Origin of the sequence: Microbacterium sp. NPDC089695 (genome assembly GCF_044749085.1) — a bacterium.
GTDB lineage: Bacteria > Actinomycetota > Actinomycetes > Actinomycetales > Microbacteriaceae > Microbacterium.
Genome location: NZ_JBIVHG010000002.1, coordinates 1 through 26,078 on the forward strand (window position 1 = coordinate 1; position 26,078 = coordinate 26,078).

General features: G+C 69.8%; 17 protein-coding genes, 4 tRNA genes and 1 pseudogene. 13 read left to right on the plus strand and 9 right to left on the minus strand.

Features of this window, described 5'->3' with window-relative positions; all coding sequences use genetic code 11:
* From ACIPYT_RS13105 to ACIPYT_RS13120, 4 genes and pseudogenes are all read right to left on the minus strand, one after another.
* Positions 1-10,329 (minus strand): annotated as a pseudogene (locus ACIPYT_RS13105) (hypothetical protein); the annotation flags it as partial.
* Positions 10,330-10,730: 401 nt separating this feature from the next.
* A tRNA-Val gene (locus tag ACIPYT_RS13110) sits at positions 10,731-10,802 on the minus strand.
* A gap of 25 nt (positions 10,803-10,827) precedes the next feature.
* Positions 10,828-10,898: transfer RNA gene (locus ACIPYT_RS13115), tRNA-Cys, on the minus strand.
* 53 nt (positions 10,899-10,951) lie between these two features.
* A tRNA-Gly gene (locus tag ACIPYT_RS13120) sits at positions 10,952-11,024 on the minus strand.
* 152 nt (positions 11,025-11,176) lie between these two features.
* Between ACIPYT_RS13120 and ACIPYT_RS13125 the strand changes: the two genes are divergently transcribed.
* The 9 genes from ACIPYT_RS13125 to ACIPYT_RS13165 all read left to right on the plus strand — a co-directional run bounded on the left by ACIPYT_RS13125 (position 11,177) and on the right by ACIPYT_RS13165 (position 18,038).
* Positions 11,177-11,249: transfer RNA gene (locus tag ACIPYT_RS13125), tRNA-Val, on the plus strand.
* Positions 11,250-11,359: 110 nt separating this feature from the next.
* On the plus strand, positions 11,360-12,148 hold the full coding sequence (locus ACIPYT_RS13130) for a helix-turn-helix domain-containing protein (RefSeq protein ID WP_401074933.1): 789 nt from the start codon (positions 11,360-11,362) through the stop codon (positions 12,146-12,148).
* Positions 12,149-12,256: 108 nt separating this feature from the next.
* The gene (locus tag ACIPYT_RS13135; protein ID WP_401074935.1) at positions 12,257-13,219 is read left to right on the plus strand and encodes an ABC transporter substrate-binding protein; all 963 of its coding nucleotides are present in this window, start codon (positions 12,257-12,259) and stop codon (positions 13,217-13,219) included.
* A complete protein-coding gene (locus tag ACIPYT_RS13140; RefSeq protein ID WP_401074938.1) occupies positions 13,216-14,106 on the plus strand; it encodes a siderophore-interacting protein in 891 nt (296 codons plus the stop codon). Before ACIPYT_RS13135 ends, ACIPYT_RS13140 begins: the two co-directional genes overlap by 4 nt.
* A gap of 10 nt (positions 14,107-14,116) precedes the next feature.
* Positions 14,117-15,145 carry a FecCD family ABC transporter permease gene (locus ACIPYT_RS13145; RefSeq protein ID WP_401074941.1) on the plus strand — a complete coding sequence of 343 codons (1,029 nt, stop codon included), beginning with the start codon at positions 14,117-14,119 and terminating at the stop codon, positions 15,143-15,145.
* A 5-nt stretch (positions 15,146-15,150) separates the two neighbouring features.
* The gene (locus ACIPYT_RS13150) at positions 15,151-16,209 is read left to right on the plus strand and encodes a FecCD family ABC transporter permease (RefSeq protein WP_401074943.1); all 1,059 of its coding nucleotides are present in this window, start codon (positions 15,151-15,153) and stop codon (positions 16,207-16,209) included.
* Between the two features lie 67 nt (positions 16,210-16,276).
* Entirely contained in the window at positions 16,277-17,113 is an 837-nt protein-coding gene (locus tag ACIPYT_RS13155) for an ABC transporter ATP-binding protein (protein ID WP_401074946.1), read from the plus strand.
* Between the two features lie 16 nt (positions 17,114-17,129).
* Positions 17,130-17,606, plus strand: coding sequence for a hypothetical protein (locus ACIPYT_RS13160; RefSeq protein WP_401074948.1), 477 nt, complete (start codon positions 17,130-17,132; stop codon positions 17,604-17,606).
* Positions 17,607-17,615: 9 nt separating this feature from the next.
* Complete coding sequence (locus ACIPYT_RS13165) at positions 17,616-18,038, plus strand: GIY-YIG nuclease family protein (RefSeq protein ID WP_401074951.1); 423 nt, start codon at positions 17,616-17,618, stop codon at positions 18,036-18,038.
* A gap of 63 nt (positions 18,039-18,101) precedes the next feature.
* Here the strand turns inward: ACIPYT_RS13165 and ACIPYT_RS13170 are convergent, their stop codons facing one another.
* From ACIPYT_RS13170 to zapE, 4 genes are all read right to left on the minus strand, one after another.
* Positions 18,102-18,482, minus strand: a complete 381-nt coding sequence (locus ACIPYT_RS13170; RefSeq protein WP_401074953.1) for an SPW repeat protein — start codon at positions 18,480-18,482, stop codon at positions 18,102-18,104.
* A gap of 90 nt (positions 18,483-18,572) precedes the next feature.
* Complete coding sequence (locus ACIPYT_RS13175; RefSeq protein ID WP_401074955.1) at positions 18,573-19,160, minus strand: type II toxin-antitoxin system PemK/MazF family toxin; 588 nt, start codon at positions 19,158-19,160, stop codon at positions 18,573-18,575.
* A gap of 19 nt (positions 19,161-19,179) precedes the next feature.
* Entirely contained in the window at positions 19,180-20,418 is a 1,239-nt protein-coding gene (locus tag ACIPYT_RS13180; RefSeq protein ID WP_401074958.1) for an ammonium transporter, read from the minus strand.
* A gap of 115 nt (positions 20,419-20,533) precedes the next feature.
* The gene (gene zapE, locus ACIPYT_RS13185; RefSeq protein WP_401074960.1) at positions 20,534-21,586 is read right to left on the minus strand and encodes a cell division protein ZapE; all 1,053 of its coding nucleotides are present in this window, start codon (positions 21,584-21,586) and stop codon (positions 20,534-20,536) included.
* 146 nt (positions 21,587-21,732) lie between these two features.
* On the opposite strand from zapE, the gene ACIPYT_RS13190 reads away from it, so the two are divergent.
* Together ACIPYT_RS13190 and ACIPYT_RS13195 are read left to right on the plus strand one after the other, a co-directional pair.
* On the plus strand, positions 21,733-22,626 hold the full coding sequence (locus ACIPYT_RS13190) for a sulfurtransferase (protein WP_401074962.1): 894 nt from the start codon (positions 21,733-21,735) through the stop codon (positions 22,624-22,626).
* Positions 22,627-22,643: 17 nt separating this feature from the next.
* Positions 22,644-23,075 carry a SufE family protein gene (locus ACIPYT_RS13195; RefSeq protein ID WP_401074965.1) on the plus strand — a complete coding sequence of 144 codons (432 nt, stop codon included), beginning with the start codon at positions 22,644-22,646 and terminating at the stop codon, positions 23,073-23,075.
* On the opposite strand, the gene ACIPYT_RS13200 is transcribed toward ACIPYT_RS13195, so the two are convergent.
* A complete protein-coding gene (locus ACIPYT_RS13200; RefSeq protein WP_401074968.1) occupies positions 23,059-24,213 on the minus strand; it encodes an alpha/beta hydrolase in 1,155 nt (384 codons plus the stop codon). The two genes, ACIPYT_RS13195 and ACIPYT_RS13200, sit on opposite strands and share 17 nt — an antisense overlap.
* A gap of 25 nt (positions 24,214-24,238) precedes the next feature.
* Here ACIPYT_RS13200 and ACIPYT_RS13205 point away from each other — a divergent pair, with 25 nt between their 5' ends.
* On the plus strand, positions 24,239-24,820 hold the full coding sequence (locus tag ACIPYT_RS13205) for a DUF3000 domain-containing protein (protein ID WP_401074970.1): 582 nt from the start codon (positions 24,239-24,241) through the stop codon (positions 24,818-24,820).
* Positions 24,813-26,006, plus strand: a complete 1,194-nt coding sequence (locus ACIPYT_RS13210; protein ID WP_401074973.1) for a ribonuclease D — start codon at positions 24,813-24,815, stop codon at positions 26,004-26,006. The genes ACIPYT_RS13205 and ACIPYT_RS13210 overlap by 8 nt, the downstream gene beginning before the upstream one ends.
* The last annotated feature ends 72 nt before the right edge of the window (positions 26,007-26,078 follow it).

The window sequence follows — 26,078 nt, forward strand, 5'->3', positions numbered from 1 at the left end:
CGTATTCGTCACCACCACCACATACTCGACCGTGTCACCCACCACACCGATATCACCCACCGACAACACACCCGACTTCACCGCAGACAACGCGGCTCCGGGTGCGATGGCGACGGTCGCGGCCGACTGCGAGGGAGCGAGGTCGCCGCGCACGGGGGTGCCGGTGACGGTCACGGCGTTCGCGACCGCACCCGCATCGACGTCGGACTGCAGCAGCGTGTAGGTGGCCGTCGCGGTCGCCTCGGCGCCCGGTGCGAGGATGCCGGGGGCAGCGGAGTCCGGCCACGTGATCGTGAGCGGGCTCAGACCCGCGAGAGAGTCGTCGAACGCGACCTCGCTCACGGTGACGTCGCCGCTGTTGACGACCGAGAACCGGAACTCGACGGTGTCGCCGGCACGTCCGGTCGACCCAGGGGCCAGAGCGCCGCGCTTGCTCGTGGTGAGCTCCGGTCCGGCGTCCGCCAGCGGGGTCGTCGCCTGCGCCTGCGCCGACGCGACATCGCCGTCCTGCGGGTCGAGTCCCGAGGCGGTGGCCGCATTGACGACGCGGCCCGCATCGACATCGGCCTGCACGACCGTGTAGCCCGCCGTGGCGACGACCTCGTCACCCGGGGCGAGGAGACCGATCTCGCCTGTCGGCCAGGCGCCGAACGAGATGCCCGAGATCCCGTCGAGCTCGTCGGCGATGGCGACGTCGCTGACGGTCGTGTTGCCGGTGTTGCGCACGGTGAACGTGTACTCGATGCGGTCGCCGAGGACGCCGGTGCCGTCGAGGTCGTCGACCTTCTCGAGCTCGAGCGCCGGGGCACGGGTCTCGGTCGCGACGCCGATCGAGTCGGTCGCCGACACCGGTCCGTCCGTGGGTGTGAGCCCGGTCACGGTCGCGGTGTTGGAGATGCCTCCGGCGTCGACGTCGGCCTGGGTGACCGTGTACGTCGCGGTCGCCGCCACGGATCCGCGCGGCGCGAGCGTGCCCGCGGCTCCGGGCCATGTGCCGAACGCGATCGTCGAGAGTCCCGCGAGCGGGTCGCTCAGCGCGATGCCGTCGATCGTCGCCGTGCCCGAGTTCGTGATCGTGAACGTGTAGGTGACGACATCGCCGACCACGAGGTCGTCCGTCTGCGATGCGCTCTTGTCGAGCGTCAGTCCCGCCGTCGAATCGATCGCGACCGAGGCGGGCGCCGTCGCCGAGACCACGGTGCCCGAGGGCGCGGTGCCGCGTCCGGTGACGACGCTGACGATCGAGCCGGCGTCGACGTCGGCCTGAGTGAGCACCGTGGTCGCCGTCGCGGTGACAGCGGCGCCAGGAGCCAGGACGCCGGGCGTCCCCGTCCACTGGTAGACGGGCGCCGTGGTGCCGGGCAGGGCGTCGCTGAGCTCGGCCGCGGTGAGCGTGACGTTCCCCGTGTTGCGCAGCGTGTAGGTCCAGGTGACCGTGGATCCCGCGGCGGATCCCGCCGGGAGCGCGCCCGAGTTCGTGACCGCGACGGACGGCGCCGCGGGCTCGACCGGGACGACGCTCTGCGGGGACGTCGTCGAGACCGCCCCCGTCGGCGCAGTGCCGGTGGCGGACGCCGTGTTCAGCACGCGCCCGGCATCGAGATGCGCCTGGGTGATCCCGAGGGTCGCGGTGCCCGTCGCGCTCTGACCGGGGTCGAGGGAGCCGGACGTCCCCGGCCACGTCATCGCGATGGTCGAGAGCCCCGCGAGCGGGTCGGTCACCGTGATGCCGGTGACGGTGACGTTGCCCGAGTTGCGCACCGTGAACGTGTACGTGATGTCGTCGCCGAGACCCGCCTCGCCGGGCAGCGTCGCCCCGGTCTTCGTCAGGCCGAGCTGGGCGCGCTGCGCGCCCGTCGCGATGTCGACGGCGTCATCCGCCTGTACGGCCGCCCCGGACGGCGGCGCCCCGGTCGCGGTCACCGAGTTCCTCACCGATCCGGCGTTCACGTCTGCCTGGGTGATCTCGTACGTCGCGACGGCCGTGGCCTGAGCCCCGGGCGCTAGCACGCCGGGGGCGGCGGGGTCGGGCCAGGTGACGGTCGGCACGAGTCCGGGGATCGAGTCGCTCAACTCGACGCCCGAGAGCGTGACGTTGCCCGTGTTGACGACCACGAAGTCAAAGCGGATGTCGTCGCCGGCCTCGCCGTCGTCGACCCCGTCGCCGATCACGGTGCCGGTCTTGGTCACGCCGATCGACGCGGCGGAGGTGATCGGGACGGTGACGTCGTCGTTCTCCGACACCACGGCACCGCCCGGAGCCGTACCGGATCCGCTCACCACGTTATCGACGCCGCCGGCGTCGATGTCGGCCTGTGTGAGAGCGTACGTCGCCGTCGCCGTCACGACCTGGTTCGGCGCGAGGACACCAGGGGCGCCCGGCCACGTGAAGACGAGAGGCGACACCGACGGATCCAGGTCGACCAGGGTGACCCCCGTGAGCGTGACGTTGCCGACGTTGCGCAGAGTGAACCCGTAGGTGACGGTGTCGCCCACGCGCGACACGGCTCCGCCGCCCAGCGTGCCGGTCTTGGAGACCTCGATGTCGGCGTTCTGTGCGGCGACCGGAGTCGTCAGAGTGTTCGACGGCGCGCTGACGGCGGGACCGGTGGGCGGCGTCCCTGTCGAGCTCGCGGTGTTCGTGACGGAGCCTGCATCGAGATCGCCCTGCGTGATGCGGTGCGTCGTCGTCGCCGTGATCGACTCGCCCGGCTGCAGAGTGCCGCTCGCGCCGGGCCACGGCCCGTAGCTCAGCGGGCTCAGACCCGGTGCCGGGTCGGAGAGCGCGACGCCGGTCAGCGTGACGTTCCCGGTGTTGGTCGCGCGCAGCGTGTAGGTGATGAGGTCGCCGACCTGCCCGGAGCCGCTCACCGCGGCCGACTTCGTCGTCTGGATGGCGGGCGCCGCCGCGACCGTGCTGAGCACGACCGTCTGCGAGGTCGCCGACACCGCGGGTCCCGTGGGCGGGCGACCCGATACGGTCGCGACGTCCGTGATGCTCCCCGTGTTCACGTCGCTCTGCCGCACCTGATACGTCGCGGTCGCCGTGACGCTCTGGTTCGGTGCGAGGGTGCCCCGGGTGCCAGACGGCCAGGTGCCGTACGTGATCGCCGACAGACCGCTGTGCGGGTCGGAGACCCCGACGCCGGTGAGCGTGACGTTGCCGGCGTTGCGGACCACGTACGTGTAGGTGATCGTGTCGCCCACGGCGCCGGAGCCGCTGGTGTACGCACCGCTCTTCTGGATCGTCACGGCCGGCGCGGAACTCAACGGCACGGTGCCGGAGCCGACGGCCGTGGTCACCTGGCCACGGGACGGCGTTCCGGTCGCGGTGGCGGTGTTCGCGACGGACCCCGCATCGACGTCGGTCTGCCGCACGGTCGACGTCGCCGTCGCGGTGACCGCTGCGCCGGGAGCCAGCACACCGGCCGCTCCGCCCGGCCACGCACCGTAGACGAGGTCGCTGATGCCGGGCAGCGAATCCGTCGCGGAGACGTTCGAAAGGGTCACGTTGCCGGTGTTCCGGATCGTCACGCTCCAGGTGATCGTCTCTCCCGCGACGCCGGTGGCCCCGGCCGGGAGCGCGCCGGACTTCACGACCTGCAGTCGCGGATCACCCGCGGCGGTCGGCGTCGTCACCGTGCCGGATGCGGCGGACACGGGGCTGCCGTTCGGTGCTTGCGCGCTACCGGTCGCGACGTTCGTCACCGTCCCGGCATCCACATCGGCCTGCGTGATGACGTGGCTCGCCCGTGCCACGACCTGTGCGCCCGGAGCGAGGACGCCGTCGGCACCCGGCCAGGTGTAGACGAACGGTGTCAGGCCGGGCAGCGGATCGCTGACGACCACGCTGCGCAGGGTCACGTTTCCGCTGTTGGTGACCCTCACCGTGTAGTCGACAGAGTCGCCGACGGATCCGGTTCCGTTGACGGTCGCCGTCTTCACGGTGGTCAGCGCGGGGCCGGCCGCAACCGTGGCCAGCGACACGGTCGCCGAGTCGGCGCCGATCGCGGGGCCCGAGGGCGGCGTGCCGACGACCCGCGCGGTGTTGCGCACGGTGCCGGCGTCGACATCCGCCTGGGTCACGGTGTAGCTCGCCGAGCCCGTCACCTGGGCGCCGGGGGCGAGGGTACCGGCGGTCCCCGGCCACGTGAGGGCGATCGGGCTGAGCCCGGCGTGGGGGTCGGTGAGCGCGACGCCCGTGAGCGTGACGTTCCCGGCATTGCGCGCCGTGAAGCTGTAGGTGATGACGCTGCCGACGCCGCCGGAGCCCTGCGTGTACGCGGCGGTCTTGCCGAGGGTCAGCAGCGGACCGGCGGTCAGCGGCAACGTCGCCGCGGCCGTGGCCTGCACGGCCGCTCCCGTGGGCGGGGTGCCGGTCGCGGTCGCGGTGTTCGCGACGGATCCGGCATCCACATCCGCCTGGGTCAGGGCACGGGTCGCCGTCGCGGTGACGCTCTGGCCCGGCTGCAGAGTGCCGCTCGCCGCGGGCCATCCCGTGTACACGATCGTCGAGAGCCCGGGCAGCGGGTCGGACACCCCGACGCCGGTGAGGGTGACGTTGCCGGCGTTGCGCACCGTGAAGCTGTATGTCACGACATCGCCCGCGCGACCGGTCGCTCCCGGTGCGAGACTCGCCGTCTTGTCGAGCGTCAGCCGTGGTGCGGCGGTCGCCGTGGCGGTCACGACCTCCGCCGAGGAGCCGGTCACGGCCGCACCGCTCGGGGATGCGCCCGTCGCCGAGGCGCGGTTGCGAATCGAGCCCGCGTTGACGTCGGTCTGGGTGATGACGTACGTCGCCCGCGCGGTCGCCGCCTGACCCGGTGTCAGCACCCCGGTGGTGCCCGGCCAGGTGACCGAGAGCGCGGAGAGTCCGGGCAGCGGGTCGCTCAGGGTGACACCGGTGAGGGTCTGGTTTCCGGTGTTCTCCGCACGGAACGTGTAGGTGACGACGTCGCCGACCCTGTTGCCGGCCGCCGTGCTCGCACTCTTCGTGACCGTGAGGCCGGGAGCTGCGGTCGCCGTCGGCACCACGGCCTCGGCCGAGCTCGCACTCACCACGGCTCCGGTCGGCGGACGCCCGCTCACGGTCGCCGTGTTGCGGACCGACCCCGCGTCGACGTCGGTCTGCCGCACCGTGTAGGTGGCGGTCCCCGAGGCCGTCTGCCCGGGGGCGAGCGTGTTCGCGGCCCCGGGCCACGTGATCACCGGGGTGCTGAGTCCGGCGAGGTTGTCGGTCAACGTGATGCCGCTGAGCGTGACGTTGCCGCCGTTGCGGAGCGTGAACGCGAAGGTGACGGTGCTGCCGACGGCGCCGTTGCCGCTCGTGACCGACCCGGTCTTGACGACGCTGATCGCCGGGACGGGTGCGAGGCGCACGGTCGCCGGTGCCGAGCCCGTGACGGCGGCCCCTCGTGGCGGGGTCCCGGTCGCGGTCGCGGTGTTCGCGACCGATCCGGCATCCACGTCGCTCTGCCTGACCGTGTAGGAGGCGGTGCCCGAGACGCTCTGACCGGGCTGCAGGGTTCCGGCGGCTCCCGTCCATCCGGTCAACGGAATCGGCGTGGCGCCGATCAGCGGGTCGACGAGCGAGACGCCAGTGAGCGTCACATTGCCGGAGTTCCGCACGGTGAACGCGTAACTGATCGTGTCGCCCGCAGCGCCGGTGCCCGAGAGCGTGCCGACCTTGGTCACGGCGACGGACGGTGCCGCCGTGGCCGTCGGCGTCGTGACGGCGCCGGATGCCGCGGTCACCGTCGTACCGCCGCCGGTGCCGCTCGCGGACGCGGTGTTCGTCACGGCGCCGGCGTTCACGTCGGACTGCGTCACGGTGTACGACGCCGTCGCCACGACGGTCTGCCCCGGGGCCAGCGAACCGGCCGTTCCCGGCCATTGGTACTGCAGGGCGCCGAGTCCTGCGAGCGGGTCGGCGATCCCGACACCCGTGAGAGTGACGTTGCCGGTGTTGCTCGCGCGGAACGTGTACGTGATGGTGCTGCCGACTCCGCCTCCGCCGCCCGCTGCGGTCTTGGTGACGGAGATGCCGGGCGCCGCGGCGATCGTGGCGACCGTGATCTCGCCCGACGACGCGGTGATCGCGGCACCGGTCGGCGGAGTGCCGCTCACGGTGGCCGTGTTCCGCGCGGATCCGGCATCCACGTCCGACTGCCGCACGGTGTAGGTCGCGGTCGCGGTGACGGTCTGGTTCGGCTGCAGCGTTCCCGCGGTGCCCGGCCACGTGTAGGCGAGAGTCGAGAGTCCGGCATGCGGGTCGGCGATCGACACCCCGGTCAGAGTGACGTTGCCGGTGTTGCGCGCCGAGAACGAGTACGTGATGGTGCTGCCGACCGAGCCGTTGCCCGACGTGACGGCGCCCGTCTTGGTCAGCACGATCCCGGGGGCCGAGGCGAGCGAGACCGTGGCCGGCGCGGTACTGGTGACGGCGGCGCCCGTGGGCGGGGTGCCCGAGCCGGTCGCGGTGTTGCTCACAGCGCCGCTGTTCACGTCGCTCTGAGAGATCGTCGACGTCGCGGTCGCGTTGACGGTCTGGCCGGGCTGCAGCACGCCTGTCGTGCCGCTCGGCCACGTGCCGTACACCGGCGCCGTGATGCCGGGCAGCGAGTCGGCCACCGAGACGCCGGTGAGCGTGACGTTTCCGGAGTTGCGCAGCGTGAGCGACCAGACGATCGTGTCGCCCGCGCGACCTGACGAGCCGCTCTGCAGCGCACCCGACTTGGTGGTCACGATGCCTGCCGACGCAGGGATCGTGTTGGTCGTCACGGTTCCGGAGGTGCTGGTGACGGGCGTCGTCCCGAAGTTCGCGCTGGACGAGGCGACGTTTCGCACCGACCCCGCGTTCACATCGGCCTGTTTGATCGTGTACGTCGCGACCGCCGTGACCGCCTGCCCCGGCGCGAGGCGCCCTGCCGTGCCCGGCCAGGTGTAGGTGAAGGCCGAGAGGCCCGCGAGCGGATCCGAGACCGCGACGTCCGTGAGCGTGACGTTGCCGGTGTTCGTCGTGCGCACGGTGTAAGTGATGACGTCGCCGACGGATGCGGTGCCCGACACCGTCGCGGTCTTGACGGTGGTGCTGGCGGGAGCCGCAGTGGCCGTGGTGACGCGCGTGGTCGGCGATGTACCCGCAACCGCGACCCCTGCAGGGGTGCGAGCGGATGCCGTCGCCGTGTTCGTCACGGCCCCCGCATCCACGTCCGCTTGACGGATGGTGTAGGTCGCGCGTCCTTGAACGGTCTGTCCGGGCGCGAGCGTGCCGGCGGTGCCCGGCCAGGTGTACGTGATCGCCGAGAGCCCGGCGAGGGGGTCCGCGATCGCGACCTGGCTCAGCGTGACGTTGCCGTTGTTCGTCGCCGAGAACGTATACGTGACCGTGCTGCCGACGCCGCCGGTGCCCGCCGTGATCGATCCGGACTTGAGAACCGTCAGCGCCCCGCTCGGCGTGACCGGGAGCGTGAAGGCACGGGTCTGGGTCAGCCGCGCTCCTGTGGGCGGCAGAGCGGAGGCGGTGGCGGTGTTCGCGACCGAGCCCGCGTCCACGTCCGACTGCTTGAGCGTGTAGGTCGCGGTCGCGGTCACGGCCTGTCCGGGAGCGAGGGTGCCCGCGGTCCCCGGCCACGTGAACGTGAGCGCCGAGAGCCCTGAGAGCGGGTCGGTGATGGTCGCCTCGGTCAACGTGACGTTGCCGCTGTTGGCGAGCCGGAAGCTGTAGGTCACGACATCGCCGGCCCTGCCGGTGCTGCCCGGGGCGAGCGCGCCGGTCTTCGTGAGAGTGACGGCGGGCGCGGATGCCGCGGTCGAGACGACCGACTGACTGCTCGGGGCCGTCAGAGTGGCTCCTGCGGGGGTGCGCGCGGTGCCGGTGGCCGTGTTGCGCACGGATCCGGCGTCCACGTCGGACTGAGTGACCGTATAGGTGGCGGTCGCTGTGACGGCCTGACCCGGCGCGAGTGTGCCGGCCGTTCCCGGCCACGTGTACGTGAGGGGCGAGAGACCCGCGAGGGGATCTGCGATCGCGACGGCGGTGAGAGTCGTGTTGCCGGTGTTGCGGGCCGTGAACGAGTAGGTGATCGTGCTGCCGACTCCGCCGGCGCCGGAGGTGATCGATCCCGACTTCGTCGTCGAGAGACCGGGGGCCGAGGCGATCGTCGGGACGGTGACCTGGGCGGACGAGCCCGACACCGTGGTTCCGGCGGGGGCGCGGGCGGAGGCGGATGCCGTGTTGCGGACGCTTCCGGCGTCGACATCGGCCTGGGTGATCGTGTAGAAGGCTGTGGCGGTCGCCGCCTGACCCACGGGGATCACGCCCGACGTGGACGTGGGCCAGGTGACGACCGGAGGCGACAGGCCGGGGAGCGGGTCGACGAGAGAGGCGTTCGCGAGCGTGACGTTGCCCGTGTTGCGGATGGTGAATGTGTAGTTCACGCGGTCGCCGACCCGGCCGGTCGTTCCGCTCGCCAGCGCGCCGGTCTTCGTCACGGTGACCGCGCCCGCCGCGGCGATCGGGGTCACCCGGTTCGCCGAACCCGTGGGGCGTACTCCCCCATCGCTGTCGGCGGCGCTGACGGTGGCGGTGTTCGCGACCGAGCCCGCGTCGACGTCCGACTGTTTGAGCGTGTACGTGGCCGTCGCGGTCACGGATTGGCCGGGCGTCAGCGTCCCGACGGCGCCCGGCCACGTGCCGAACGTGATGGCCGACAACCCCACGAGCGGATCGCTGATGACGATGTCGGTGAGCACCGACTGACCGGTGTTGGTCACCGTGAAGGTGTAGACGACGACGTCGCCGGCCTTGCCGGTGCCGCCGGGCGCGAGCGCGCTCGTCTTCGCCAGAGTGATGGCGCTGAGCAGGACGGTCGTACTGTCGCTGTCCTGCGCGAGGAAGTCGCCCACCACCGTTCTTGCGGTCGCCTCGGCTGTCGACACGTATCCCGTCGACGACGGGGCCGTCGCCGTACAGGTGTAGGTGGTCGATTGCAGGGGAGCAAGGGTCAGCGTGCCGAGACTTCTGGCGCAGTTGGCCTGGTCGTCGGTGACGACGATGTTGCGCAGGGTGCCGGCGCCCGTGTTCGTGATGCGGATCGTGAAGGTCGCGAGCTCGGTGGCCGTCCGCGCCTGCGTGTCGACCGTGCCGTCGTACGTCTTGACGAGCTGGAGGCCGGCCGTGGGCACCGAGAGCATGGCGTTGCGCAGCAGGTACGAATCGCCCGAGGTCCCCAGCCGCAGGCTGACCGTCGAGTCGCCGGCGACGACGTTGGTCAGCGGTACCGAGGCGACATCGACGCTCTGGTTCGTGAAAGCCGTCCCGGCCGTCCCGGTGTATCTGACGGATCCGATCGCGCGGGATATACCGATGTTGCCGTTCGCTCCGGCCGCGTTCGGGATCTCCGTGAACGTCGACGAACCGCCGCGGGAGTACGACGCGGCGTCTCCGGTGATGTTGCGGTCGCCTTCGAACAGGGTGAACCCGGCCCGCGTGCCGGCCGCCACCGCGGTGAACCCGTTGAACGCGACGGTGAGGTCGGCGTCGTTCGCGCCCTGACGCACGTGGCCTTCGTAGTAGATGATGTTGTGCGGCACGGAGGCGGGGTTGTCGGGGAGGTACGTGCCGTAGTCGTAGACGACCGAGATCGACCATCCGGCGTAGCAACCGGCGCCGGTCGGGGTCCAGATGTTGCCCGCGGAGAGTGTGATCTCGTTGCCCGTCGGCACCGAGGCGAACGCGGACGTCACATCCGCACTCGCGGAGTAGTAGAGCGCCGTCGCCTGCGAAGCGGGATCCACGAGCACGTTGTCCGGCGCGATGTCGGTGATCGCGGCGCCGGCGACCTTGAACTGCACGGAACGGTTGGTGTAGCCGGTCGCGCTGCCCGCCGGCATGGTCGCGACACCGCGGGCGGCCGAGTACGCCGCACACAGTCGGCGGGTGTCCCCCGTGTAGACGCCGGTGTTCGCGCTCCATGTGAGGAACGCCTTGACCACGGTCGCACCGGACGGGATCGTCATCGTCGCGCTGCTCGAGTTCGCGGTGAACCCCGTGACCGAGTTGTTCTGGGTCATGACGAAGTTGTCGTTGACGTTCTGGGTGTTCGAGCTCGACGCGGCGTGCAGATCGACGCAGGTGCCGCTCGTCGTCCCCGTCGTGGCCGAGCATGAGAGGACGCCGTTGCCGGCCATCAGGAAGTCGCCGTTGACGTTCGCCTGGTAGTTCGGCGCGGTTCCGGAGTTCGTCCCCCACTGGACGACCGCGGCCTCCGCCGAAGTCGGGGCTCCGAGGGTGAAGCCGGCGGCGATCACGGCGATGGCGGTGAGCATCGCGACGATCGATCGACGCTGCCGACGCCGAACACCTCCCCCGACCATCCGTGAACCCCCCTCAAGGCTCCGTACGCCCCCACTCGGGGTGCGACGTACTCAAAACGATAAGGGAACTCACAGGTCACAACAATGGTGCGGATGTGACGGATGTGGCGTGTGAGCGTTCCCACGAGTTTCGGGCTCCGCCCCTGATCTGGGCTTTTGACCGAAGGGAGTGATATATCTGGAAAATGGTCCCACTGCACCCCTGACCTACGTCGAGGTGCCGTCGACAGGCTCGGAGAGTGACGCGTCGCCCTCCGGTCACCCGCTCGGGCGCGTGTGGCGCCCGGTGGACTCCACGCGAGCTGAACATCCCGGAAACGAGAAAACCCCCGGCGATGCCGGGGGTTTCAGTGTGCGCGATACTGGGATCGAACCAGTGACCTCTTCCGTGTCAGGGAAGCGCGCTACCGCTGCGCCAATCGCGCCCGTGTGGGCTGTTCAGTTGTGGAGAGGTGGCGACGGGATTCGAACCCGTGTAAACGGCTTTGCAGGCCGGTGCCTAGCCGCTCGGCCACGCCACCGTGTGGATTGACCCCACGTGCTGAAGGCCCTCCGAAGAAGGCCCTTGCACTTGAGCGGATGACGAGACTCGAACTCGCGACCCCAACCTTGGCAAGGTTGTGCGCTACCAACTGCGCTACATCCGCGTTGTTCCCGGTTGTTGTCCCGGGCACTTATGAAACATTAGCCGATGATTCGCCGCCGTCCAAACCAGTACCGATTCTCGCGCGTGTCTCCCAGGATGGTCATCCGCGCCGTCAGGCGTCCGGTAGTATCGGTTGACGTACCCCGCAGGTATGGGCGATTGGCGCAGTTGGTAGCGCGCTTCCTTCACACGGAAGAGGTCATCGGTTCGAGTCCGGTATCGCCCACAGACAAGCCCCGCGCACCGCATCGGTCGCGGGGCTTCGCCGTTCCGTGCCGCTCGCGCCGTGGTAACTTAGGGTCGCCTTACCCACCGCACAGAGAGTCTCGAACGCCGATGCCACCGACCGCGCCCGACACCGACGACGACGTCGTCTGGCGCATCGGCACGAACTCGTTCGCGCTGTCGGATCGGGTCGAGTGGGAGCCGCACGTCCACGAGGATCGCCATGAGCTGCTGTGGGGCACCCGCGGCGCACTCACCGCCGAGACCGACCACGGATTCTTCGCGATACCGGGCACTCTGGGGCTCTGGATCCCGGCGGGCGTGACCCACCGGGTGACCGCCGCCGCCGGCACCGCCTTCCGCTGCACGTTCATCGACACAGACGTGGCGTCGGCGCCGGCGACGACCACGGCGGTCGCCATGCCCGACGTCATCCGCCTTCTGCTCGACCGCCTCGAGACGCCCCCGTACCTGGCGACGACACCACGCACGCACGCCGAGGAGCTCGTGGTGAGCCTGCTGGAGCCGGTCGAAGTCTCGACGATCGACCTCCCGCTCCCCCACGACACGCGCACACGCCTGATCGCTGAAGCTCTGCTCGCGGATCCGGCCGACGACCGCTCGATCGAGGACTGGGGGCGTCATGTCGGCGCGAGCGCCCGCAATCTCTCGCGCCTGTTCGTCGCCGAGACTGGACTCAGTTTCTCGACGTGGCGCACACGTGCCCGCATGCGACGGGCCATCGAATGGCTCGCCGCCGACCACACGGTCTCGTTCGTCAGCCGCCGATCTGGGTACGCGACGCCGAGCGCCTTCGTGCAGGCGTTCCGTCGCGAGTTGGGACGCACCCCCGGGGAGTTCGCCTCCGCCAGAGCCGCAACCGAGCGCAAGTCGGCCTGAGCGCGATACGGCATGGCCGCTCCGCGATACGGAGCCGGTCGATACTGGGTAAGCCAAGCCTTACCTATGTCGCTAGGCCTCCCCGATCCCGATCCCCGGAAGACAGTCATGCGCTCCACCCCGTACTCCGTCGCCGCGCTGGCGGCGACAGCCCTTCTGCTCACCTCCTGCGCCGGCGCCTCGGCGTCCGGCACCGCCGACGGCGACACCGTCGAGGTGACGACCCCGACGGGCGCCGAGATCTCGATGCCCGCCGAGCCGAATGCGGCACTGGGCTTCTACACGACGGATCTCGACATCCTCATCACGCTCGGGTTCGAGCTCGCCGACACCCAGCCCATCCGTGACGACTTCACGTCCTTCCCGGACTTCTTCCCGCAGGAAGAGCTCGAAGGACTCGATACCTTCGGTAACTTCCCCGAGTTCAACCTCGAGGCCGTCCTCGACGCCGAACCCGATTTCATCCTCAACGGTCTCGGGTACGAGAAGGATCTCGACGGCCAGCTGCAGAAGATCGCCCCGACGTACACCTACAACGCCTTCGACGGCGGCGACTGGCGCGACGCCGTCGCCCAGACCGCGAAGGACCTCGGACGCGAGGACGAGTGGCAGGCCTGGGTCGACCAGTACGAGGCCCGTGTCGCCGACATCCGCGCCCGCCTCGACGCCGCCGACATCCACCCCGTCGTCGCCGACATGGGGTACTGGGACGGTCAGGTGACCGTGTCCTGCTACGGAGTGCCCTGCCTCGTGTTCGCGGATCTCGGACTCGAGATGGCTCCCCTCATGAACGCGACCGAAGAGGGGCTGCCCGCGAGCGACGAGTATGCCGAGCTGAGCCCGGAGCAGCTCGGACAGCTCGAGGGCATCGACGTCGTGTTCACCGGCGCGAACGAAGACGGCACGGTCTGGGTCGAGACCGACGACGCACTGAAGCAGAACGCTCTGTGGCAGAACCTCTCGTTCGTGAAGGACACGCAGTACCACCCGTACAACTACGAGATGATCTACGGCTCCCCCAGCGGCCAGGACGCGTTCCTCTCCGTCGTCGAGAAGGCGCTCCTCGGATGAGCGTCAACCTGGTGCATCGCATCGTGGTCCAGCGCGTCGAACGCCTGAGCCCCGGCATGGTCCGCGTCGTGTTCGGTGGTGACGGACTCGAGGGTTTCGTGTCGACCGGCGTCGGCGATGAGTACTTCCGCGTCTTCTTCCCCGAGGGCGATCAGGTCGAGCCGAACCTGCCGTATCCGACCGAGGACGGATACTGGGCGTTCCCCGACGGCGTCGAACCCGCCCCGATGCGCACGTACACGGTGCGGGAGTGGGATGCCGAGGCGAACGAGCTCACGGTCGACTTCGTCGTCCATGACGGCGGCGTCGCCGCACGGTGGGCGCTGCAGGCGAAGGCGGGCGACGTGGTCGGTGTGAACACGCCGAAAGGTCTGTACTCGCCGGAGGACGGCATCGACTGGCAGCTCCTGATCGCGGACGCGACGGGACTGCCGGCCGCGGCACGACTCGCCGAGACCGCACCGGCCGGCGTGCGCACGCGGGTCGTGGTCGAGGTCGCCTCCCCCGAGGACGAGCTGGCCATCACCGTACCGGACGGCGTCGAGATGCACTGGGTGCACGGCGGCAACGGACACGCCCCGACGCGCATCGAGGAGATCCTCCGCGCCTCGGAGCTTCCGACCGGCAAGGGGTACGTGTGGGTGGCAGGTGAGACGAAGGCGACCCGCGGGGTCCGCAAGTACCTGCGACACGAGCTGCGCCTGGCGCCGACCGCGTACAAGGTGATCGGCTACTGGACAGAGAACGCCGAAGCCTGGCGGGAGCGCTACGAGGCCCTCGATGACGACACGCAGTCGCGGCTCATGGCCATGTGGGACGACGACTCGCGTCCGACCGAGGACATCGAAGACGACTACGAGGCCGAACTCGAGAAGCTCGGACTGTGAACACCCCCTCATGACCGTTCTCCTCTCCGAGGAGCAGACGACCCAGGTCTCGACCTCGCGTCGGGGCCTGGTCGTCGGTCTGCTCGCTCTCGCGCTGGTGCTCGCGTGCCTCGCCAGCATCGTGTTCGGATCGCAGCGCATCGGTCCCGCCGACGTGTGGTCGGGGCTCGTCGACGGCGCGGGCGACGCCGGAGCCATCGTGCAGGGCATGCGCATCCCTCGCACCGTGATCGGACTCGCCGTGGGCGCAGCTCTCGGCATCGCCGGTGCCCTCATCCAGGGGTTCACCCGCAACCCGCTGGCCGACCCCGGGATCCTCGGCGTGAACGCGGGAGCGAGCCTGGGCGTCGTCATCGGCGTCGCCTTCTTCGGCGTCAGCGCTGCGAGCGGCTACGTCTGGTTCTCGTTCGCCGGCGCGATCGCCGCCACGGTGCTCGTGTACCTGATCGGCTCCGCCGGACGCACCGCCCCCGACCCTCTGCGCATGACGTTGTCCGGTGTGGCGCTCGGTGCCGTGATGGGCGGTGTCGTGGCGGCCATCAGTCTGCTCAACCCCGCCGTCTTCGATTCGATGCGCACATGGAACGCGGGCTCGCTGACCTCGCTCACTCCGGATGTGTACACCGTGCTGCCGTTCCTGCTGGTGGGCCTGGTACTGGCGTTCTGCCTGGCTCCGTCCCTCAACGCCCTCGCCCTAGGCGACGACCTGGCGACCGCGCTCGGCTCTCGCGTGGGTCTCACCCGCGTGCTGTCGATCGTCGCCGTCACCCTCCTGTGCGGAGCGGCGACGGCCGCGGCCGGCCCCATCGCGTTCGTGGGACTCATGGTGCCGCACGCCGTGCGCTGGTTCGTCGGACCTCATCAGGGATGGATCCTCCTGGGCACGCTCTTCGCCGCACCGCTGCTGCTGCTCACGGCAGACGTGGTCGGCCGACTGGTGCTCCGCACCGGCGAGCTGCCCGTCTCCATCGTGACCGCGTTGATCGGCGCACCGGTCCTCATCGCGCTCGTGCGCCGACGCAAGGCCAGCGGACTGTGACCGCCGTGATCACACCTCCGCCGACCGTCGACGCGGGTCGGCGCGTCATCGACTCCCGCATGTCGTGGTTCTCCCGCCGCGTCGGCGTGCGCTCGGCGATCGTGACCGTGACCGCTCTCCTCCTCGCTCTGATCGTGGGCGTGTTCGCTTTGACCCTCGGAGACGTCGCGTTCAGTCCCGGCGAGGTCCTGGCGACGCTGGTCGGTCTCGGAGAGCCCCGAGCAGAGCTCGTCATCCTCGAGTGGCGGCTCCCCCGCGTGCTCGGAGCGGTCGTGTTCGGGTTCGCGCTCGGCATCGGCGGCGCGGTCTTCCAGTCCCTCACACGCAACCCGCTCGGCAGCCCCGATGTGATCGGCTTCGACGCGGGTGCGTACACGGGCGCGCTCCTCGTGATCACGACGTTCGGCGTGAGCGTCGCGACGACGGCCGCCGCGGCGATCACCGGCGGGGCGGTCACGGCGCTGCTCGTGTATCTCCTCGCCTTCCGGCGTGGATTCACGGGCTTCCGACTCATCATCGTCGGCATCGGCGTCGCGTCGATGCTCGCGTCCGTGAACACGTGGATCATCCTCAACGCCGACCTCAACGTGGCCCTGCTCGCGAGCGCCTGGGGCGCTGGTTCCCTGAACCTCATCACGGCCGAGCAGGTGTTCGTCGCCTCGTGCGTGATCGTGCCGCTCGCGATCGCCATCGCTCTTCTCGCCGACCGCATGCACCTGCTCGAGATGGGCGACGACGCCGCGTCGGCGCTCGGCGTCCGCACCGGAGGGACGCGACTCGCGCTCGTGGTCCTCGGCGTGGGACTCACCGCCGTGGTCACGGCCATGGCCGGTCCCATCGCGTTCATCGCGCTCGCCGCACCGCAGATCGCCCGACGGCTCACCGGCTCCGCGAGCGTCACGCTCACGGCGTCCGCGACGGTCGGCGCGCTCCTGCTCATCTCCAGCGACGTGCTCGCGCAGCGGTTGTTCGCACCGACGCAGATCCCCGTGGGAATCGTCACGGTCTGTCTCGGCGGCGTCTACCTGGTGTGGCTGCTCGTGCAGGAGGCTCGACGACGATGACAGACGACGAGACGCGGGGTTCCGTGGCACAGCGGAGACAGGAGAACGCCGGATGCAGGAGGACACGATGACGGATGCGCTGGTCGCGCCCGGGGAGAACGTCGATACAGCGGCGTCGCCCGGTGAGATGACGACGCCGCGTCTTCGGGCCGATGACGTGACGATCGGATACGACGGACGCGTGGTGTCCGAGCATCTGGACGTCGAGATCCCCCCTGGCTCCTTCACGGTGGTGGTGGGGCCGAACGCGTGCGGCAAGTCGACCCTGTTGCGAGCGTTCGCACGACTGCTCAAGCCTCGCGACGGTCGGGTGCTGCTCGACGGGCGCGCGATCGCCGAGCTCCCGACCAAGGAGGTGGCCCGGCGACTCGGTCTTCTGCCGCAGACGTCGATCGCACCGGACGGCATCCGCGTCTCCGATCTCGTCGCGCGCGGCCGGCATCCCCATCAGACGATCCTGCGTCAGTGGTCGCATGACGACCAGACGGCCGTCGCGGCGGCGCTCGAGGCCACGGGGACGACAGAGCTCGCAGGCCGACTCGTCGACGAACTGTCCGGCGGCCAGCGCCAGCGGGTGTGGGTCGCCATGCTGCTGGCTCAGCAGTCTCCGACGATGCTGCTCGACGAGCCGACGACCTTCCTCGACATCGCGCACCAATACGATCTGCTTCGGCTGTTCCACGGGCTGCACCGGGAGGGTCGCACGGTGGTCGCTGTGCTGCACGACCTCAACCAGGCCGCGCGTTTCGCCGACCACATGGTCATGATGCGCGACGGGAAGGTCGTGGCGTCCGGCGCGCCCTCGTCGATCGTCACCGCCGAGCGCGTGCACGAGGTGTTCGGCCTCGAGTGCACCGTGATCGCCGATCCCCACTCCGGCACACCGCTGGTCGTTCCCCGGTGAGCGCTAGCCTGGCCGGATGCCGACGCTGATCGACGACTACGAATCCGGGGATCCACAGCGCGTCCTGCACGCAGTGTGGCAGACGATCGGATGCCGGGATCCGGAGCTCCTGGATCCGCTCGTGGCCGCCCTCCCTCGACTGAGGGCGCGCACTGCGGACGTCGAGCTCGGCGGCATGATCTACTCGAACAGCACGCACCGCGAGCATGCGTTCCAGGTCATCGAGAACCACCGCGACGGCCTGTGCTGGTGCGCGGCCTATCCGGACTCGCTGACCTACGACCCGCGCAAGGAGCAGAATCGGGGTCACGCCGAGATCCGCTCCACGAGCACTCCGGGCTGGGAGATGACCTACGAGTGCGTATGCGCGGTGTGCGGACAGGTGTTCGACGTCGAGCAGGGCGACCACCACGTCACCTGGTGGCGCTGGGTGCCCCGCGGCGTCAAGAGACGGCGGCGGCGCGGATCGTCGAATGTCGGAGGCGGCGCCTAGAGTCCGAGCGTGACGGCCCTCTCGCTTCCCGACCCCTGCCCGCTGTGCGGCAGATCCGACGCCGTCCGCGTCTCCGACGGACTCGAGTGCGCGTGGTGCGAGTGGCCCTTCGGGGCGGTGCCGGAGGCCGACATCCCTCGAGCGGTCGTCGAGGTCGTCTACTACCTGCGCTTCGATCGCCGTGTGAAGATCGGCACGAGCCGGCGCCCACGGCAGCGGCTCGCGAGCATCCGCCACGAGGAGCTGCTGGCGTTCGAGGCCGGCGGTCGCGACGTCGAGCAGGCACGGCACCGCCAGTTCGCGACAATCCGCGAGGGCGGCGAGTGGTTCACCCTCGACGCGGCCCTCGAGGCTCACGTCGCGACGCTGCGCACCACGGACGACCCATGGCAGCTCTACGCGCGGTGGGTCAGCGCGGCGCTGCGTCCCTGACCGGATGCGGACAGCACTGAGGCCCCGTACGGGACCGATACCGTACGGGGCCTCAGGCGGTCATCAGGCGCGGGCGGTCTGCACCTTGGCGGGCTGCGGCTGCGAGAAGATCACGACCACGATCACCGCGATGCCGACCACGACGTGCGGCAGCCACACGTTCGGAGACTGGTTCGCGAAGCCGAAGATCCACGGCGACAGCGCCAGGAAGAGGCTCGCGACGATGTCGAACACGAGGTGCACCGGCATCGGGATGAAGCCGAAGGGGCCCCACTCGTACTTGGTGAAGAGGCTGTAGACGATGAGTCCGACGCCGAGGACGATCGGGATGATGACGGCGGCGCCGCCCATGCTCGCGAAGCCGAACAGCCACGGTGCCGCGATAAGCGCCACTCCGACGATGTAGTCGAGGATGCCGTGGACCTTGGTGGGGATGAAACGCATGATTCCTCCTAGTGGCGCCGCTCCGTGCGGCTCACAGGTAGTTCGCTGCCCGCACCCGATCGGATTGGAGACGCGGGCGCATGCGTCCTCTCAGGCGCGAGCCCAGCCGTAGCGACGGGTGAGGGCGTCGGCCACGCGCCCGTAGCGCCCCTTGTCGAGCACCGCCGCCTCACGGCGCAGTCCGGTCTCGTGCACGCTGTACAGCTGTTCGATGTCGACCCAGGACTCGCGTCCCTGCGAGTCCCACGCGCCCGAGCCGATCGACAGGTAGTCGCGATCGCGGTCGTGCGGCTTGCTCGTCATGCGCACCGCGTACACGCGACTCGCGGAGTGCCTGCCGATCACGAGCACGGGGCGGTCTTTGCCGCGGCCGTCGTTCTCCTCGTACGGCACCCACGTCCAGATGACCTCGCCCGCATCGGGCGCTCCGTCGCGGTCGGGGGCGTACTCGATCCTCACGTCGTCGACGCGATCGGGATCGACGCGGACGGTCGCCGTCCCGGACGGCTCGTCGCGCATCCGCGCCGTGGTGGAGGCCGAGGTCGTCGTCTCGTCCGAGCGCCGTACGCGCGCAGCAGGACGCCCCGGACGAGTGGTCGTCCGGGGCGTCCTGTCTGAGCCGAGCACCTTCAGCACGGAGTCCGCGAGTGCTACGAGGATGTCGATCGCGTTGGCCACACGATCACCCTAACCGGGCTCAGGCGTCTGCGAGAGCGTAGCCCTCCTCGCCGTGGACGACCTGGTCGACACCGGCGATCTCGTCCTCGTTCGTGACGCGGAAGCCGATCGTCTTCTCGATCGCGAAGCCGATGATGAAGGCCACGACGAAGGAGTAGATCAGGACTCCGAGGGCCGCGATGACCTGCACGGCCAGCTGACGGGCGTCGCCGCCCACGAACAGGCCGGTGCCGGTGGCGAAGAAGCCGAGGTAGACCGTTCCGATCAGGCCGCCGACGAGGTGGATGCCGACCACGTCGAGCGAGTCGTCGAAGCCGAGGCGGAACTTGAGCTCGATCGCCAGGGCGCAGACGATACCGGCGACGGCGCCGAGCAGCAGCGCCCAGCCCGGGGTGAGATTGGCGCACGCGGGGGTGATCGCGACGAGACCCGCGACCGCACCGGAGGCGGCGCCGACCGAGGTGGGCTTGCCGTCCTTGATCTTCTCGATGAGGATCCAGCCGAGGATCGCCGCGGCCGTCGCGCCGAGCGTGTTGATGCCGATGAGGCCGACGCCGCCCATGTCCTCCGCGAGCCACTCCGCGCCCGCGTTGAAGCCGAACCAGCCGAACCAGAGCAGCGCGGCGCCGAGCAGCGTCAGCGGCACGTTGTGCGGCTTCAGGATGCCCTTCTGGAAGCCGATGCGCTTGCCGAGGACGAGCGCGAGGGCCAGAGCGGCTGCACCCGCGTTGATGTGCACGGCGGTTCCACCCGCGTAGTCGATCACGCCGATGCCGCTGTCCTCGCCGAACATCGTGGTGCCGAGGTTCATGATCCAGCCGCCGCCCCAGACCCAGGCTGCGACCGGGAAGTAGCCGACCGTGGCGAACACGCCGGCGAAGATCAGCCAGCTGCCGAACTTCGCGCGGTCGGCGATGGCGCCCGAGATGAGCGCGACCGTGATGATCGCGAAGGTCGCGCCGTAGGCGACACCGAGCAGGGCGACGTTGGAGCCCTCACCGGCTGCGAGGCTGGAGAGGCCGAAGTCCGCGAACGGGTTGCCCGCGAAGGCCATCGGGCTGTCGACCGCGCTCATGGAGAATCCGAAGAGGATCCAGAGCACCGCGACGAGACCGATCGAGCCGAAGCTCATCATCATCATGCTGACGACGCTCTTCGCCTTGACGAGTCCGCCGTAGAAGAAGGCGACGCCGGGCGTCATGAGCAGGACGAGGGCGGTCGCGGTGATCGCCCAGGAGATGTTGCCTGGAGCATCCATAGTGAACCTCACATTCGGGTGGTCTGAGAGCTTCAGTGTGGCGAGGCCCGATTTCCGGAATGCGCGAGGTGTGTTGCGGACGCGTTACAGGAACGCGTGCTGTGTGAACTCTGTGTTACGCGGAGCTGCGATCGGCGTGTGTGAGAGCGTTCAGACGGGAGATCGCTCGCAGGTACTTCTTGCGATACCCGCCGCCCAGCATCTCCTGCGAGAACACCTGATCGAGACCGGTGCCGGTCGCGACGATCGGGATCTGCGCGTCGTACACGCGATCGACGAACGCCACGAAACGGAGCGCCTCCGACTGGTCGGTCAGGGTCCGCACGCCGTGGAGCCCGACGAGGCCGAGCCCGGTGATGAGGCGCAGATACCGGGAGGGATGCACGCGCGCGAGGTGGCGGATGACGTCGTCGAACGCATCGTCGGATGCCGTGCCCTCGGCCGCCCCGGCACCCACCGCGGCGCGGTACTGCGCATCGTCGCTCACGACCGCGTGCCCGTCGAGGGCGCGCTGGCGGAAGTCGACGCCGTCGATGCGCAGGGTCTGGAAGCTGTCGGACATCGCATGGATCTCACGGAGGAAGTCCTGCGCGGCGAACCGGCCCTCGCCGAGCGCGTTCGGCGGTGTGTTGGAGGTCGCGGCGAGACGCGTGCCGGTGGGGACGAGCTCCCCCAACAGCCGGGTCATGACCATGGTGTCGCCCGGATCGTCGAGCTCGAACTCGTCGATGCAGAGGAGATCGGCGCCCTTGAGCAGGTCGACCGTGTTCTTGTAGCCGAGTGCACCGACGAGAGCGGTGTACTCGATGAACGAACCGAAGTACTTCCGCCGTGCCGGCATCGCGTGGAAGATCGACGCGAGCAGGTGGGTCTTGCCCACGCCGAAGCCGCCGTCGAGATAGACGCCCGGCTTCATCTCGGGCTCCTTCTTGGCCCGGCTGAAGAGTCCGCCGCGCTTGACGGTGCTCGCACCGCGACCGGCGAAACGCTGCAGCGTCTCCTTCGCCTCCTCCTGAGAGGGGTATGCCGGGTCCGCCCGATAGCTGTCGAAGGTCGCCCCGTCGAACTGCGGCGGCGGAACGAGGCTCGCGAGCATCTCGAGACCGGTGACGGTCGGTTCGCGATCGGTGAGGTGCACGAGGCCCGTGCGGGTGGGCGTGTCGGTCATCACGGTCCTGGTTCGGGTGCGCGCCTGTGTCGAAGTCTTACGAATCGGGTCCGGAGTGCACGGCGGGGATCTATCGTCGAAGTGTCGGCTCCACATTACGCCGTCACCACCCGCACCATCGCCGCTCATCGACAGAGGAGAACCCTGTGGCCATCGAGTTCGACACGTCTTCGTCCAAGTTCGCCGAGTACGCCGAGCCCGGCCGCCTGGTGACGACAGAATGGCTCGCCGCTCGCCTGGGCACGCCGGGGCTCGTCGTCGTCGAGTCCGACGAGGACGTGCTGCTCTACGAGACGGGTCACATCCCCGGCGCCGTGAAGGTCGACTGGCACACCGAGCTCAACGACCCGGTCGTGCGCGACTACGTCGACGGCGAGGGCTTCGCCGCTCTCCTCAGCCGCAAGGGCATCTCGCGCGACGACACCGTCGTGATCTACGGCGACAAGAACAACTGGTGGGCCGCGTACGCCCTCTGGGTGTTCTCGCTGTTCGGTCACGAAGACGTGCGGCTGCTCGACGGCGGCCGCGACCGCTGGATCTCCGAGGGCCGCGAGATCACCCGCGAGGCGCCGAACGTCACCCCGACCGAGTACCCGGTCGTCGAGCGCGACGACTCCGTCATCCGTGCCTACAAGGAGGATGTCCTCGCGCACATCGGCAGCCCTCTGATCGACGTGCGCTCCCCCGAGGAGTACAGCGGAGAGCGCACCACGGCTCCCGCCTACCCCGAGGAGGGAACGCTGCGCGCCGGCCACATCCCGACCGCGCAGAGCGTTCCGTGGGCGAAGGCCGTCGCCGAGGACGGCGGTTTCCGGTCGCGCGCCGAACTCGACGCCATCTACCGCGACGGCGCGGGGCTCGCCGACGGCGACGAGGTCGTGGCGTACTGCCGTATCGGTGAGCGCTCGAGCCACACGTGGTTCGTGCTGAAGCACCTGCTCGGCTTCGAGAACGTCCGCAACTACGACGGCTCCTGGACCGAGTGGGGCAGCGCCGTCCGCGTGCCGATCGTGACCGGTGCGGAGCCCGGCTCGCTCTGACGTGTGACAATTCAGGGATGAGCACCGCGCACGTCCCCGACGTCCTGGCCGACATCCGCGACGGCTTCCTCGAGACCCCCGAGGCGGATCGTCTGCTGCTCCTGCTCGAGTACGCCGACGAGCTGCCCGAGGTCTCGGAGGAGGTCGCGAACCACCCCGAGATGTGCGAGCGCGTCGCGGAGTGCCAGTCTCCGGTGTACATCTACGTCGAGGTCCACGACGACGTCGTGACCATGCATGCGACAGCACCGCCGGAGGCGCCGACCACACGCGGCTTCGCGAGCATCCTCGTGCAGGGCATCACCGGGCTCACGGCCGACGAGGTCCTCGCGATCCCCGATGACTACCCGCAGTCGATCGGCCTGACCAAGGCCGTCTCGCCGCTGCGGATCGGTGGGATGACCGGGATGCTCATGCGCGCGAAGAAGCAGGTCAGGCAGAAGCGCTGAATCCTTCGGCCCGCACCCAGGCGGCGATCGCCTCGGACCAGCCTGCCTGGTCGTAGTTCCACAGCTTCGTGTGCCTGGCGACCGAGAAGGCGGGCATCGTGACGATGTCGGGACGTGCCGCCTGCAGCGCGTGCGAGGCGTCGGCGGGCACGAACCCGTCGTCGTCGCTGTGCAGGATGAGGATGGGTACGGCCAGCTCATCGGCCCGAGCGACCATGTCGAGGCGGTCGAACGGGATCGCGTCCTCCGCGCCGCTGAGGCGAGCCGTGAGCGGAACCGACAGGGCGCTCATCGCGAGATCTGGAAGGGGCGCGCGCATCCCGGCCTCCTTGGCCTGGAACCGCAGCACGGTCCGCCAGTCGATCACGGGCGATTCGAGGATGAGCCCGACGATGCGGTCGCGATTGCCCGAGTTGAGTGCGGTCTGCAGCGACACCGCGCCTCCCATCGACCAGCCCATCAGGATCACGCGCTCCGCGCCGTGGCGGAGCGCGTACGACACCGCGGCATCGACGTCCCGCCATTCGGAGGCGCCGAGCGCGTACGCACCGTTGCGGCTGCGCGGGGCCTCGCCGTCGTTGCGGTACGACACCACGAGGTTCGGGAACCCCTCCGCGTGCAGCACCGGCACTGCACGCAGGCATTCGGCGCGGGTGACGCCGCGACCGTGCACCTGCACGATCCAGGTCGACGATTCCGCCGGGAAGTACCACGCGGGGCACGGACCCGCCGGGGAGCCGATCAACACGTTCTCATACGGAAGATGCAGCTCGCCCGGAGTGGCGTAGTACCACCCGCTGAACGCCGCCTGCCGGTCGATCCGCGCACCGGGCTCGATCTGGGTGAGCAGCTTCCGCCGCACGCTCGTGGCGTCTGCGCTGAGCACGGCGCCCAGCTTCACGTAGCCGTAGGTGCCCGAGGTGAAGAGGCCATAGCGCCCCGGAAGCTCGGTGTCGGGAGTGCGCCCGAGCTCGATCGTCTGGGCTCCGGTGTCGACCGCGATGATCTCGGCGTCTGCGGGGCGTTTCGCCGGCACCACCACCCGGCGGGCGACGCTGAGCACGAGCAGCGCCATGGCCGCCCCGAGAGCGAGAAACGCAGGGACAAGGAGCGCAACGGCGTGCCTGAGACTCTTCATCGCCTCCTGACTCTAGCCTGTCACCGTGACCGCACACCCCGATGCCGGGACGATCTTCGACGCCGCCGTGGCCGAGCTCCAGGAGACCGCGTTCCGCGCGGACATCACCGTCCGCGAGATCGCCACGCCCCAGGGCCTCGCCCCGCACGCGATCGCGCTCGCCGCCGACGTGCGTCCGGGCGACGACGGCGACTCCGTGTACGGCACCGGGCGCTTCGTGCTCCTGCACGACCCCGATGCGCCGGCCGCATGGGGCGGATCGTGGCGCATCGTACTGTTCGCCCAGGCGCCGTTGGAGACCGAGATCGGCACCGATCCGCTGCTCGCGGACGTGACGTGGTCGTGGCTGGTCGACGCGCTCGACTCCCGCGGCGCGATCTACCACTCCGCATCCGGCACCTCGACGAAGACGCTCTCCAAGGGGTTCGGCGGTCTCGCCGAGGAGGGCGACGGCGCGCAGATAGAATTGAGGGCGTCCTGGACTCCCGAAGGCCCGTTCCGACCTCACGTCGAAGCATGGGCCGAACTGGTCGGGATGCTGGCGGGGCTACCGCCCGGCTCAGAGGGCATCGCCGTGATCGGCGCGCGAAAGGCAGCACGTGACTGAATACTCTGTGATCTCCGACGTCTCGGAGTTCCAGGCGGCGTGCGCCGCGCTCGCCGCGGGCACCGGGCCCGTCGCGGTGGATGTAGAGCGAGCATCCGGATTCCGCTATTCGCAGCGCGCGTACCTGGTGCAGGTCTTCCGTCGCGACGCCGGCGTCTTCCTGTTCGATCCTCCCGCTCTCGGCGACTTCTCCGCACTGCAGGCCGCGATCGGCGACGTGCTGTGGGTGTTCCACGCCGCGAGCCAGGATCTTCCCTCGCTGCGCGAACTCGAGCTCTCCCCCGCGGCCATCTTCGACACCGAGCTCGCGGCGCGCCTGCTCGGGCATGAGCGGGTCGGCCTCGCGGCGGTGGTCGAGAGCACCCTGGGGATCACGCTCAAGAAGGAGCACTCTGCGGCGGACTGGTCGACCAGGCCGCTGCCTGCGGCGTGGCTCGAGTACGCCGCCCTCGACGTCCTGCACCTCATCGACGTGCAGGAGGAGCTCCGCGCGCAACTCGAGGAGCAGGGCAAGACCGCGTTCGCCGAAGAGGAGTTCGCCGCCACGCTCACCCGCCTGCCCAAGCCGCCTCGCGAAGACCCGTGGCGACGTCTGAGCGGCCTGCACCAGGTGCGCGGCGCCCGCAATCTCGCAGTGGCCCGGTCGCTGTGGCAGGCACGAGAGGCGTACGCCCAGGAGCAGGACGTCTCCCCCGGCCGACTCGTCCCCGATCGTTCGCTGGTGGCGGCCGTGCTCGCGAACCCGCAGAGCAAGCAGGCGCTGGCCGGCACCAAGGACTTCCAGGGCCGCGCGAGCCGGTCGCAGCTCGACCGCTGGTGGCAGGCGATGGTCGACGGGCGCGCGACCGAGGAGCTGCCTCGCGAACGGGTGCCGAGCGACGCCCTCCCGCCGCCCCGCGCGTGGGCGGATCGCAACCCCGATGCCGACCGGCGCCTGAAGGCCGCCAGGCCGGTCGTCGAGGCGACCGCCGAGGAGCTCGGGATGCCGACGGAGAACCTTCTGACGCCGGACTTCCTGCGCCGGATCTCGTGGGACGTCCCCGGCACGACGCCGGAGGCGGTGGGCGACGCGCTCGCGGCCCTCGGTGCGCGGCGCTGGCAGATTGCACAGACCGCACAGAAGATCGCCGCGGCCTTTGTAGAGGCTGCGCAATCGCCCGACGAGGCGTCCGCACCCGCTTCGTAGGTTCGATCCAACCGATTCCTCCGGGTTTCCGGCGCTTCCTAGACTGAGGGGACCGCACAAACTTGGAGGCAG